The following is an 11,780-nucleotide window of genomic DNA, read 5'->3' as shown; positions in this document are numbered from 1 at the left end:
GTCGCTATGAATCCGTCATGCGCTGCGTTCCTCTGCATTGCCAAGCCCCCTGCGGCGGTGGTCCAAATGAGACAAGGCCATGCGCAGCCGCTGCCGGCCACGCGATACCCGCGACATCACCGTCCCCATCGGCACGCCCATCAACGCGGCGGCCTCGACGTAGGTATGTCCCTCGACTACGACGTAGTACATGGCCGTTCGGATCCCCTCGGGCAGCTCCGCCAGCGCAGCCTCGACGTCAGCATCCGGCATGACGTCGAGCAACTCCACCTCGGCGGAGCGGCGGACGGCCGCCAATCGGGTGGCTCCGTGGCTGAACATGTCGAGTGGGACCTCGGCTGGACGACACTCCCGATAGCGGTGCCTGCTGACCCACCGGTTATGCAGAATCCGAAAGAGCCAGGCGTTGAGGTTGGTGCCGTGCCGAAACGAAGCGTAGCCCTGATAGGCGTGTAACAGCGTGTCCTGCAACAGATCTTCGGCATCGACCTCGGACTGGGTGAGTCGGCGAGCACCGCGCCCGAGTGCGTCGAGCAGCGGCTCGGCCCCCGCCATGAAGCGGGCAGCGAGTTCAGAGTCCGGCGCGGGCACTGCCGTCACGATCGAAACCTCCCCTTGCTGGTGACAGTGCAAGTCGCGCCGCCGAATTCAGAGTGCTCGCGTGGCCGCCCCAGCGGACCATTGGAAGTACGTGGTCTACGGAGCCAAATCCGTAGTGAGCGGCCCCATGGATGAGTTCGCGGTCCCGCTCGCGTTCAACCCCGAGCAGGGTCAATTCCACGATGCTGCCGAAGGATTCGGTCAGAAGGAGACAACGTGAGCTTGGACAACATTTCCCACCTCGGTCAGTCGGTGCTGGACGAGTTGGTTCCGTCGCGCTACGCGGTACAGGTCGGCGACATCGACGTACTGGTGATCAGTGATGGCGTACTGCCGATCACGGCCTCGACGTTGGCCACCAATGCGGACTCGGCTGCGCTGGCCGGTTGGCTGGACGACAACTTCCTGCCGCCCGAGATCGTCGACTGGCCGCTGAATGTGGTCGTGGTGCGTACCGGAGACCGGACGATTCTGGTCGACGCTGGGCTGGGGCTGGAGTTCCCGGACTTTCCGCGGGCCGGTCAGACAGTCCAGCGGCTGGAGGCGGCAGGAGTCGATCTTGCATCCGTGACCGACGTGGTGCTCACCCACATGCATATGGACCATGTCGGCGGGTTGATCACCGACGGCGTGAAGGAGCGACTGCGTTCGGATCTGCGCGTCCACGCCGCAGCCGCGGAGGCCGAGTTCTGGGAGTCACCTGATTTCTCGCGCACGGTCATGCCGCAGCCGATCCCGGACGTGCTTCAGCGGGTCGCGACACAGTTCCTGGACGAGTACCGCGGCCAGCTGAAGACTTTCGAATCGGAGTATGAAGTGGCGCCGGGAGTACTCCTGTCTCGCACCGGCGGCCACACCCCCGGACACAGCGTGGTCCGCCTGGAATCGCGCAGCGAAAAACTCACCTTCGCCGGCGACGCCGTGTTCGCACCCGGATTCGACAACCCTGAGTGGCACAACGGCTTCGAACATGATCCCGCGGAGGCAGCCCGCGTCCGGATTCGTCTCCTACGAGAACTGGCGGCGACGGGCGAGGCGTTGGTGGCCACCCACCTGCCGTTCCCGTCCGTCTGCCACGTGGCGGCCGTCGGCGACGCCTTTCGGTGCGTGCCGGCCGTCTGGGATTACTGACCGCTGCACTGATTCAGCATGAAGACGCCCCCCGGAGATGTCCGGGGGGCGTTCTCGGCGGGTCAGCCGCCCAGTTCGGTCACTGCGCTGCCAGCCAGTCATCCAGTCGCGTGCTGGCGACAGTGGCGCCGGGGCCCGTGACCAGGCCTGTTGTGCCGACCTTGGTACCGAAGTACACAGCAGCCGGGTCGACCACGATCGGCATGTTCTCGCCGCGGTGGGCCAACGCCAGCTCCGCCAGTCGCGCAAAGGTCAGCTTCTCCGGCCCGCCGATGTTGACGATCCCGTCGGCCGGCGCGGCCTGCGCGGCACGAGCAACTTCGGCCGCGACCTCCACGCCGGCAATCGGTTGGATCAGCCCTTCGGGCACCCGGACCTCTCCGTCGACGGTCAGCGAAGCCGTGATCGCTTCGGCGAACTCGTGAAACTGCGTGGCGCGCACGATCGTGTACGGCAGCCCCGATTCGGTGATGATCCGTTCCTGAGCGACCTTGGCGCGCATGTACCCACTGTCGGGCAGTGCGTCGCAGCCCACGATCGACAGCGCGACATAGTGTCCGACGCCAGCCGCCTTGGCCGCGGCCACCAAGTTGGTCGCAGACGTGGTGAAAAAGTCCAGCACCGGCCCGTCCGAGAAGTCCGGCGAGTTGACGACGTCAACCAGCACGTCGGAGCCCGTCAGTGCCTCGGTCAGGCCGGCACCGGTGATGACATCGGCGCCCGATTCACGGGAGGCGGCCACAGTGTCATGGCCGGCGGCTTTGAGCAATGCAACAACCTTCGAACCGATCTGGCCGCTGGCACCCATCACGGTGATCTTCATCTGACACACCCTTCCGTCGTTGATTTCTATTGTGCAGCTATAACACTGACACCGGTCAAGGACGGGTGGACCACGGAAAGTCCGTAGTCATCAACGAACCCGCCGGTCCTTTCGCGCTTCGAGCTCGTCCTCGTCGACGACCACGAGCATCGGGACGCCCGGCGTGCAGATCATCGTGACCAAAAACCGCAGCGGTACATCGGCGCAATTATTGGCATCCGAATAGTGGATGACGTCACCACCGGGCTCCCAGAACGCTTCCCCGGCCTTGATCACCCGCGGCGGTTCACCCTCCAGTTCGAAGAGCATCTCACCCTCCAGCACGTAGCCGAACGACGGTCCGCCCGGGTGGCGATGGGGTGGAGCTCCAGTGCTGCCGGCCGGCCACTCGATAATCGATGTCATCACATGGGCATCGGCGGGAATGAACGGCGGGTTGACCGCCTGTATGGTCGTGATGGCCTTCATCAAGTCGGCGGTGTCGAACATCGTTGCTCCTCAGTTGGATTTGAATCGGACCATCGGGGTGACAGCGCGCCTCTGCACGCGAACTCACTTCGCTGCAAGAGGTTTCGCGGACGAATATCAGGATGGCCGTTCGGTGAACCGCGATGAACCCTTGAAAGTTCGTAGTCTCGTGACCCGGATCCGACTAACTCGCCGGGAAGATTTTGCGCAGCTGCCGCCGCGAGGTGACGCCGAGCTTGACGAAGACTTTCCTGAGATGCCATTCGACGGTGTGCGTACTGATGAACAGCTGGGCACCGATCTCCTGGTTGGTCAGACCTTCGCCGGCAAGCCGGGCGATCTGCTCCTCTTGCGCCGTCAGCTCGTCACCGGAGCTGACCGGTTCTTTGCGGACCTTCCTCCCGGCGGCGACCAGCTCGCGGCGAGCCCGTTCGGCGAAGGCCTCGGCACCCATTCGGTGGAACATCTCGTAGGCGGCACCGAGATGTTCGCGCGCGGCCACGCGCCGGTTCATGCGGCGCAGCCATTCCCCGTAACACAGGTGGGCCCGGGCAAGATGGATGGCGATAGCGGTGCGCTCGAGCCGCTCGATGGCCTCGGAATAGAGACCGTCGGCATGTTCGTCGTCGGCCACCAGGGCTCGCGCATTTGCGAGCGCACCAAGACCCCAGTCGGTGCCGCTGGAGCCCGCACGATCTGCCAGCCGCTGCACCGCGCGCGCCGCAGTCTCCTTGTCTCCGATGCGAATTGCCGCTTCTGTCAGTTCGAACAGGCCCCAACCGTGGAAGCCGAGGTCGTCGTATTCACAGCAGTCCCGGGCGGCGGCGAAAGCGTCCGAATATCGGCCGAGCCCGTTGTACAGGACGGCAGACAGCAACCCCGTCACGCTCAGTAGTCGGCCCTCACCACTGGCTCTGGCCTCGGCCGCAGCCGCCTCGATCAGTCCGATCGCTTCACCCGGGATGCCCCGAAATGCCGCCAGGGAAAGCGAGTGATACCGCAACGGCGCGTAGTCCGTTGCGGCGGTTATCGAGGCTGCCTCCTCGATAAGTGTTGCCGCCATGGCGAATTCGCCGGCCAAGACATGGACGCCGGCCCGGTAGGCGAGTGCGGGCGGGAGTACGGCCAGGGCACCGGCCTCCCGCGCTTGCCGAACCGCAGCGGTGGCCAGTTCCCGATAGGCAACGTCGTCCCAGACTTCGCCGAGCGCCGACTCCTGCACAATGGCCAGGCCAAGCGACATCCACCGAAGGGCTTGGCCGTCGCCGTCCTGCGCCTGAGTGCGCATGAGCTCCAATGCGGTGCGCATCAGTTCGCTCCCACCGCCGGTGGTGATTCGACTCGTGACGCCGCTCAACAAGAGGTCGATCGGCCGACGTAGGTTCTCCTGCGCGCCGAGCGCGGCACCGGCAGCCTCGGCCACCCGCACCGGTGCGCCCGGTTCACCGAGCCTCCCGGCATACATGGCAGCGGCAAGAGCCTCGAGGTACGTCTCCCTCGCGAGGCCATCATCAAGCGCCTCAAGGTGTTTCGCTGCAGCAAGCAGTTTCGGGACGACGTCGCTGAGCTGCGCGGCCCCCGCACCGCCCCCACGACTGCGAGCGAACTCCATCTGGGCGCGCAGTCGATCCACTTGTGCTCGTTGAAGATCGGTGAGTGATCCGAGCTCGGCAACCGCCAGAAGTTCGTACGCGGCAGCCGGTGCTGCCGCGTCGCGCTTGGCCTGAGCTGCAGCCAGTGCCCTGCCCGCACGGAGGGCCGGGTCCGAAGTGAGCGCGGTCGCACGTTCCAAAAACGCTGCCGCGGCAGCGATTCCGCCCCTGCTCTGCGCGCGGTCGGCGGATTGCACCAGGTCCGCGGCGACCGCATCGTCAGGTCCTGACGCAGCGTTGGCGGCATGCCAGGCCCGACGGTCAGGGTCGTGCCGCGGATCGGTTGCTTCGGCCAGTGCCCGGTGTACGGCCCTGCGCTGATTGAGGTTTGCGGCGCGATAGGCGGCCGAACGCATCAGCGGATGACAGAAGTGCATCCGCGGTCCCAACTCGATGAACCCCGCCGCCTCAGCCGGCGCCAGCACATCGACGGGCAGACCCAGATTTGCCGCCGCACGGAGAAACAGCGCTGCGTCGCCCACCGGTTCGGCAGCGGCTACGAACAACAGCAGCTGCGTATCTGGTGGTAGCGACCGGAGGCGATGTATATAGCTTTCCTCGACCTGTCCAACCGAGCTGCGCGCACCGCCGATGTTCCAGAATCCGCCGGCGAGCTCTGCCGCAGAAACACTTCGCGGCACCTCGAGCAGGGCCAGCGGAATCCCGCGCGTTTCGGCGACGACGCGGTCGCGGACCCGCTCGTCGATCCGTCCCAGCACCACCGAGTCCAGCAGGTCCCGGGCATCGACGTTGGACAGCCCGGTGATGGTCAGTTCCGGCAGACCTGCCAGGGCCTCAGCGCCGCCATCGCGCGCCGCGAACAGCAAGGCAACCGGTTCCGCCAGGAACCGCCGGGCGACGAACGCCAGCGTCTGCACCGACACCTGGTCGAGCCACTGCGCATCATCGACCAGGCAGATCAAGGGCTGGTCGCTGGTAGCCAGGGCCATCAGGCTGAGCACTGCCAACCCCACCAGAAATCGGTCTGGCGTCGGCCCGACACCCTGGCCAAAGGCCACGTCCAGCGCCTCGCGCTGAGGCTTCGGCAACTCGTCGAGATGATGCAGCATCGGGGCGCACAGCTGCTGCAGGCCTGCGTAGGCAAGCTCCATCTCGGACTCGACGCCGGTCACCCGGATACAGCGAAATCCGTCGGCGACATCCGAGATATGTCGCAACAGCGCGGTCTTCCCGACGCCGGCCTCGCCGCGTAGCACCAGCACCTGGCTGGTGCCCGACTGGACGGTCGACAGGAGTCGGCGAAGCGTCGCGCATTCGCTGTCGCGACCGCGCAGACCCTGCTCCCGACCCCGGCTCGACATTGGCACCACCGCGTCTAGTTCCTGTGAACGTTACTTGGCCGAGCAGACGCAAAACTGCCCCAAATCCGAGGATTTGGGGCAGTTCCGCGTCAGCTTGCGCAGCGAGAACTAGCCCTTGCGAGCCTTGATCGCGTCGGTCAGCTGCGGGGCAACCTTGAACAGGTCGCCCACGATGCCAAGGTCGGCGATCTCGAAGATCGGCGCCTCTTCGTCCTTGTTGACCGCAACGATGGTCTTCGAGGTCTGCATGCCGGCGCGGTGCTGGATGGCGCCCGAGATGCCCAGGGCGATGTACAGCTGCGGGGCAACGGTCTTACCGGTCTGGCCGACCTGGAACTGACCGCCGTAGTAACCCGAGTCGACCGCGGCACGCGAGGCACCGACGGCAGCGCCGAGCGAGTCGGCCAGAGCCTCGACCACTGCGAAGTTCTCGGCGCTACCCACACCGCGGCCACCGGCGACCACAACGCTGGCCTCGGTGAGCTCCGGACGGTCACCGGCGACAGCGGGCTGACGCGAGGTGATCTTCGTGGCGTTCTCGGCCTGGGCCGGAACCTCGACGTTGACGACCTCACCGGCGCCGTCGGCCGGAGCAGCCTCGATGGCACCCGGACGGACGGTGATCACCGGCAGCACGTCGTTGGCCTGCGCCTCGACGGTGTAAGCGCCACCGAAGATGCTGTGCACACCCACGCCGCCAGCCTTGACGTCGACGACGTCGACCAGCAGGCCGGCACCCAGGCGCGCGGCCAGCCGGCCGGCGACCTCTTTGCCCTCGGTGCTCGCGACAGCCAGAACCGCGGCCGGGCCGGCGGACTCGACGAGAGCCTCCAGCACGTCGACCTTGGGGGTGACCAGGAAGTTGTCCGCGTCAGCCGACTCGGCGACGTAGATCTTGGCCGCGCCGGCGGCCTTCAGGGCGTCGGTCAGCGGGGCGGCGGTGCCGGGGGCACCCACCACCACAGCAGCCGGCTCACCGAGCACGCGGGCAGCGGTGATCAGTTCGGTGCTCACCTTCTTGAGGGCACCATCGGCGTGCTCGACGAGCACGAGTACTTCAGCCATGCGTATTTGCCTCTGTGTCTTTCGTGGAAGTTTCTATAGGGACGAGCTGCTAGACCAATTTCTGGGCGACCAGGAACTCGGCGATCTTGTTGCCGCCCTCGCCCTCGTCGGTGATCTTCTCGCCCGCGGCCTTGGCCGGCTTCGGCGTCGACGACAGCACCTTGCTGCTGGCGTTGGCGACACCGACCTCGTCGGCCTCGACCCCGATCTCAGCCAGCGTCAGCACGGTGACCGGCTTCTTCTTGGCGGCCATGATGCCCTTGAACGACGGGAAGCGGGCTTCGCCGATGCGCTCGTTGACGCTGACGACGGCCGGCAGTGCGGCTTCCAGGCCGAAGATGCCGTCATCGGTCTCACGTTCACCGGTCACCTTGCCGCCCTCGACGGAGATGTTCCGCACAGAGGTCAGCTGCGGCAGGCCCAGCAGCTCGGCGATGACCGCCGGAACCGCGCCACCGACACCGTCGGTGGACTCATTGCCACCGATGACCAGCTCGGCGCCCTCGATGGTGCCCAGCGCGCGGGCCAAGGTCCAGCCGGTCTGGACGATGTCCGAGCCACGAAGCTGGTCGTCCTTCACGTGCACCGCGTTGTCGGCGCCCATGGACAGAGCCTTACGGATGGCCTCGGTCGCGCGCTCGGGTCCGACCGTCAGCACGGTGACGGTGCCGGCGCCCCCGGCAGCCTCTTCCTTCTCCTTGATCTGCAGCGCAGCCTCGACGGCGCGCTCGTTGATCTCGTCGAGCACCGCGTCCGCGGCTTCGCGGTCGAGGGTGAAGTCGCCGTCGTTGAGCTTGCGCTCCGACTCATAGTCAGGGACCTGTTTGATCAGGACCACGATGTTCGTCATGGGTGTGGTTCGTCCTCCTCGATGAGGCCGGCGGTCGGCCTGGCATTCACGATTCACGCATCGACCAGCATGTTACTAGCCGGTAACTTGTGCGGCATGCGCACGAACACAATAGCTGGTCGCGCGATGCCCAAATTGCCCCACCTTTTGTTTTCTCGGCCACACTCGAGCCGACATCGTGGCGGGCCGAGGGACCCGGTGATCGGTCGAAGCGCTCGGGCATGAAAACTCAACAGGTCTGCCTGCACTAGCCTGGCTATCTAATGAGCACTTTTACCTCTTCAGACCCGGACTCGGTCATGCCACTGACCGGCGAGCGCACGGTTCCCGGCCTGGCCGAGGAGAATTACTGGTTCCGCCGTCACGAGGTGGTGTACCAGCAGCTGGCCGAACGTTGCCGCGACCGTGACGTGCTGGAAGCCGGCTGTGGCGAAGGTTACGGCGCCGATCTGATCGCGAACGTCGCTCGCCGGGTCATCGGCCTCGATTACGACGAATCCGCCGTCGAACACGTCCGGGCCCGCTACCCCCGGGTCGAGATGCATCACGGCAACCTGGCCGCCCTGCCGTTGCCGGACGCCTCGGTCGATGTCGTGGTCAACTTCCAGGTGATCGAGCACCTGTGGGACCAGGGCCAGTTCGTCGCCGAATGCCTGCGGGTACTGCGGCCCGGCGGTGTGCTGCTGATGTCGACGCCGAACCGGATCACCTTCACCCCCGGCAGCGACACCCCGCTGAACCCGTTCCACACCCGCGAACTCAATGCCGCCGAACTGACCGAACTGCTGACCGATCAGGGGTTCGCGATGGAGGGCATGCACGGCGTCTACCACAGCGCGACGCTGCGCGAGTTGGACGCCCGGCACGGGGGTTCCATCATCCAGGCCCAGATCGACCGGGCAGTGGCCGATGCTCCCTGGCCGGCTGACCTGCTGGCCGACGTCGCCGCAGTGACCACCGCCGACTTCGACCTGTTGGAATCCGGCCGCCCCAATGGCCCCGATATTGACGACAGCCTAGACCTGGTGGCAATCGCGGTGCGGCCGTGAGCGCTGAGCCACACCCTGGGTCGCTGCGCTCCTGCCCGCCGGCGCGTGTGCCCGGCATGTTCACGCTGGTGCTGCATACGCACCTGCCATGGCTGGCCCATCACGGGCGCTGGCCGGTGGGCGAAGAATGGCTGTACCAGTCGTGGGCCACGGCGTACCTGCCCCTGATCAAAGTGCTGCGCGAACTCGCCGGTGAAGACCGCGGCCGGTTGCTGACCCTGGGCATGACGCCGGTAGTCACCGCTCAACTCGATGACCCGTACTGCCTGGCCGGCATGCAGCAGTGGTTGTCCAACTGGCAACTGCGCGCGCTGGAGGCAACGACGGTCCGTGGCAATGGCACTGCCGGTGGTTCCACCGATGTCTTCAACTCCCCCGAAGCATTGCGCGCCTTCGGTTTTCATGAGCATGAGCAGGCCGGTCTGGCACTTGAGGAGTTTGCCGACAACTGGCAGCACGGCGGCAGCCCGGTGCTGCGCCAGCTGATCGAGGCCGGCACCATCGAATTGCTCGGCGGCCCGCTGTCGCATCCGTTTCAACCGCTGCTGAACCCGCGTCTGCGTGAGTTCGCGCTGCGTGAAGGACTTGCCGACGCCGGCCAGCGCTTCGCTCACCCTCCCGGCGGCATCTGGGCCCCCGAGTGCGCTTACGCGCCCGGCATGGAAATCGGTTATGCCGCAGCAGGAGTCACTCATTTCATGGTCGACGGCCCGTCGCTGCACGGCAACACCACACTGGGCCGCCCGGTCGGCGCATCGGACGTCATCGCCTTCGGACGAGACCTGCAGGTGAGCTACCGGGTGTGGTCACCCAAGTCCGGTTATCCCGGAAATGCGGCGTACCGCGACTTCCACACCTATGACCATCTGACGGGCCTCAAGCCGGCGCGGGTGACCGGCCGGACCGTCCCGTCCGACGCCAAGGCCCCGTACGACCCGGAGCGGGCGGCGGCGGCCGTCGACACGCACGTCAGTGACTTCGTGGATGTCGTTCGGCGACGACTGGTCTCGGAGTCCGAACGAATCGGCCGACCGGCGCACGTGGTGGCCGCGTTCGACACCGAGCTGTACGGCCACTGGTGGCATGAAGGCCCGCAGTGGCTGGGCAAGGTGCTGCGCGCGTTGCCCGAGGCGGGCGTGCAAGTAGGCACCCTGTCGGACGCCATCGACGCAGATTTCGTCGGCGCCCCGGTCCAGCTGCCGCCCAGCTCCTGGGGTTCGGGCAAGGACTGGCAGGTCTGGTCGGGCGAGCAGGTGGCCGACTTTGTGCAGCTCAACACCGAAGTCGTGGACACCGCGCTCATCGCGGTGGACAAGGCGTTGGACGCCGCGCCGGGCACCCGGAACAGGGTGGCAGACCAGATCCTGCGCGAGGCACTGCTGACCGTGTCGAGCGATTGGCCCTTCATGGTGAGCAAGGACACGGCGGCCGAATATGCTCGGTACCGCGCGCACTTACACGCGCATGCCACCCGCGAGATCGCCGGGGCCCTCGCGTCTGGACGACGTGATCAGGCCCAGCGGCTAGCGGAGGGCTGGAATTGCGCCGACGGACTGTTCGGTGCCCTGGACGCCAGGCGGTTGCCCCGATGAAAATCCTCATGGTCTCGTGGGAGTACCCACCGGTGGTCATCGGTGGTCTCGGTCGCCATGTGCACCACCTGGCCGTCGAGTTGGCCGCTCTCGGGCACCAGGTGGTCGTGCTGTGCCGCCGCCCAGCGGACACCGATCCCAGCACCCACCCCACCACCAACGAGGTGCACGAGGGTGTCTGGGTCATCTCGGCGGCGCTGGACCCGCACGAATTCACCTTCGGCACCGACATGATGGCTTGGACCCTGGCCATGGGCCACGCCATGATCCGCGCCGGACTGGGTCTGCGGGACTGGACTCCCGACGTGGTGCACGCGCACGACTGGCTGGTTGCCCATCCGGCCGTCACCCTGGCTGAATACTTTGATGTACCACTGGTTTCCACCATCCATGCCACCGAGGCCGGTCGGCATTCCGGCTGGGTGTCCGGGGCCGTCAGCCGGCAGGTGCATTCGCAGGAGTCCTGGCTGGTGCACGAATCGGACTCACTGATCACCTGCTCGCTGTCCATGAGCGAGGAGATCACCGAGTTGTTCGGGCCGGAACTGCCCGACGTCAAGGTGATCTGCAACGGCATCGACACCAACGGCTGGCCATTTGCCATGCGGCGCAAGCACTCCGGCCCGGCCGAGCTGCTGTTCGTCGGCCGGCTGGAGTATGAGAAGGGCGTGCACGACGCGATCGCCGCACTTCCCCGGATCCGTCGCACCCATCCGGGGACCACGCTGACCGTCGCCGGCGACGGCACCCAGTACGACTGGCTGGCCGAAGAGGCTCGCAAGCACAAGGTCACCAAGGCTGTGAATTTCGTTGGCCGGGTTGATCATTCAGGTTTGCTCGAGCTGCTGCACCGGGCCGACGCCGCGGTGCTGCCCAGCCACTACGAACCGTTCGGCATCGTCGCACTCGAGGCCGCCGCGGCCGGCACCCCGCTGGTGACCTCCAACGTCGGCGGCTTGGGTGAGGCCGTGATCAACGGCAAGACCGGAGTGTCGTTCCCACCACGCAACATCGGGGCACTGGCCTCCGCGGTGCGCAAGGTGCTTGACGATCCGGCCGCCGCCCAGCAGCGCGCAGTCACCGCCCGCGAACGGCTGAATTCGGACTTCTCGTGGCAGACCGTGGCCGCCGAGACCTCCGATGTCTACCTGGCGGCCAAGCGCGGCGAGCGCCTGCCACACGCCCGGCGTCCGATCGTCGAGCGGCCCCTCCCCGACCGCGGCTGACG

At 66.4% G+C, this 11,780-nt stretch carries 11 protein-coding genes; 5 read left to right on the top strand and 6 right to left on the bottom strand.

The features are described from left to right. Positions 1–15: 15 nt before the first annotated feature. The gene (locus M2432_RS02665) at positions 16–600 is read right to left on the bottom strand and encodes a sigma-70 family RNA polymerase sigma factor (RefSeq protein ID WP_280825177.1); all 585 of its coding nucleotides are present in this window, start codon (positions 598–600) and stop codon (positions 16–18) included. A gap of 61 nt (positions 601–661) precedes the next feature. Here M2432_RS02665 and M2432_RS02660 point away from each other — a divergent pair, with 61 nt between their 5' ends. After that, positions 662–820: a hypothetical protein gene (locus M2432_RS02660; RefSeq protein WP_280825176.1), complete on the top strand. Its 159-nt coding sequence runs from the start codon at positions 662–664 to the stop codon at positions 818–820. Continuing rightward, the gene (locus M2432_RS02655; protein WP_280825175.1) at positions 817–1,731 is read left to right on the top strand and encodes an MBL fold metallo-hydrolase; all 915 of its coding nucleotides are present in this window, start codon (positions 817–819) and stop codon (positions 1,729–1,731) included. The genes M2432_RS02660 and M2432_RS02655 overlap by 4 nt, the downstream gene beginning before the upstream one ends. Positions 1,732–1,810: 79 nt before the next feature. Here the strand turns inward: M2432_RS02655 and M2432_RS02650 are convergent, their stop codons facing one another. The 5 genes from M2432_RS02650 to M2432_RS02630 all read right to left on the bottom strand — a co-directional run bounded on the left by M2432_RS02650 (position 1,811) and on the right by M2432_RS02630 (position 7,911). Further along, positions 1,811–2,554 carry an SDR family oxidoreductase gene (locus M2432_RS02650; protein ID WP_280825174.1) on the bottom strand — a complete coding sequence of 248 codons (744 nt, stop codon included), beginning with the start codon at positions 2,552–2,554 and terminating at the stop codon, positions 1,811–1,813. 90 nt (positions 2,555–2,644) lie between these two features. Then, positions 2,645–3,043 carry a cupin domain-containing protein gene (locus tag M2432_RS02645; protein WP_280825173.1) on the bottom strand — a complete coding sequence of 133 codons (399 nt, stop codon included), beginning with the start codon at positions 3,041–3,043 and terminating at the stop codon, positions 2,645–2,647. A gap of 163 nt (positions 3,044–3,206) precedes the next feature. Continuing rightward, on the bottom strand, positions 3,207–5,996 hold the full coding sequence (locus tag M2432_RS02640; protein WP_280825172.1) for a LuxR family transcriptional regulator: 2,790 nt from the start codon (positions 5,994–5,996) through the stop codon (positions 3,207–3,209). Positions 5,997–6,104: 108 nt separating this feature from the next. Then, the gene (locus M2432_RS02635; protein ID WP_280825171.1) at positions 6,105–7,061 is read right to left on the bottom strand and encodes an electron transfer flavoprotein subunit alpha/FixB family protein; all 957 of its coding nucleotides are present in this window, start codon (positions 7,059–7,061) and stop codon (positions 6,105–6,107) included. A 49-nt stretch (positions 7,062–7,110) separates the two neighbouring features. Continuing rightward, positions 7,111–7,911, bottom strand: coding sequence for an electron transfer flavoprotein subunit beta/FixA family protein (locus M2432_RS02630; protein WP_280825170.1), 801 nt, complete (start codon positions 7,909–7,911; stop codon positions 7,111–7,113). A gap of 263 nt (positions 7,912–8,174) precedes the next feature. On the opposite strand from M2432_RS02630, the gene M2432_RS02625 reads away from it, so the two are divergent. Genes M2432_RS02625 through M2432_RS02615 form a run of 3 tightly spaced genes read left to right on the top strand, consistent with a single transcriptional unit; the run spans position 8,175 to position 11,778 of the window. Beyond that, a complete protein-coding gene (locus tag M2432_RS02625) occupies positions 8,175–8,960 on the top strand; it encodes a class I SAM-dependent methyltransferase (RefSeq protein ID WP_280825169.1) in 786 nt (261 codons plus the stop codon). A gap of 56 nt (positions 8,961–9,016) precedes the next feature. Next, positions 9,017–10,552, top strand: a complete 1,536-nt coding sequence (locus tag M2432_RS02620) for a glycoside hydrolase family 57 protein (protein WP_280825300.1) — start codon at positions 9,017–9,019, stop codon at positions 10,550–10,552. Then, positions 10,549–11,778 carry a glycosyltransferase family 4 protein gene (locus M2432_RS02615; RefSeq protein ID WP_280825168.1) on the top strand — a complete coding sequence of 410 codons (1,230 nt, stop codon included), beginning with the start codon at positions 10,549–10,551 and terminating at the stop codon, positions 11,776–11,778. Before M2432_RS02620 ends, M2432_RS02615 begins: the two co-directional genes overlap by 4 nt. Positions 11,779–11,780: the final 2 nt, after the last annotated feature.

It is taken from the genome of Mycobacterium sp. OTB74 (assembly GCF_029892685.1).
GTDB lineage: Bacteria > Actinomycetota > Actinomycetes > Mycobacteriales > Mycobacteriaceae > Mycobacterium.
Note: the sequence above shows the minus strand (reverse complement) of the source record. Positions and strands in the feature narration are given on the sequence as shown.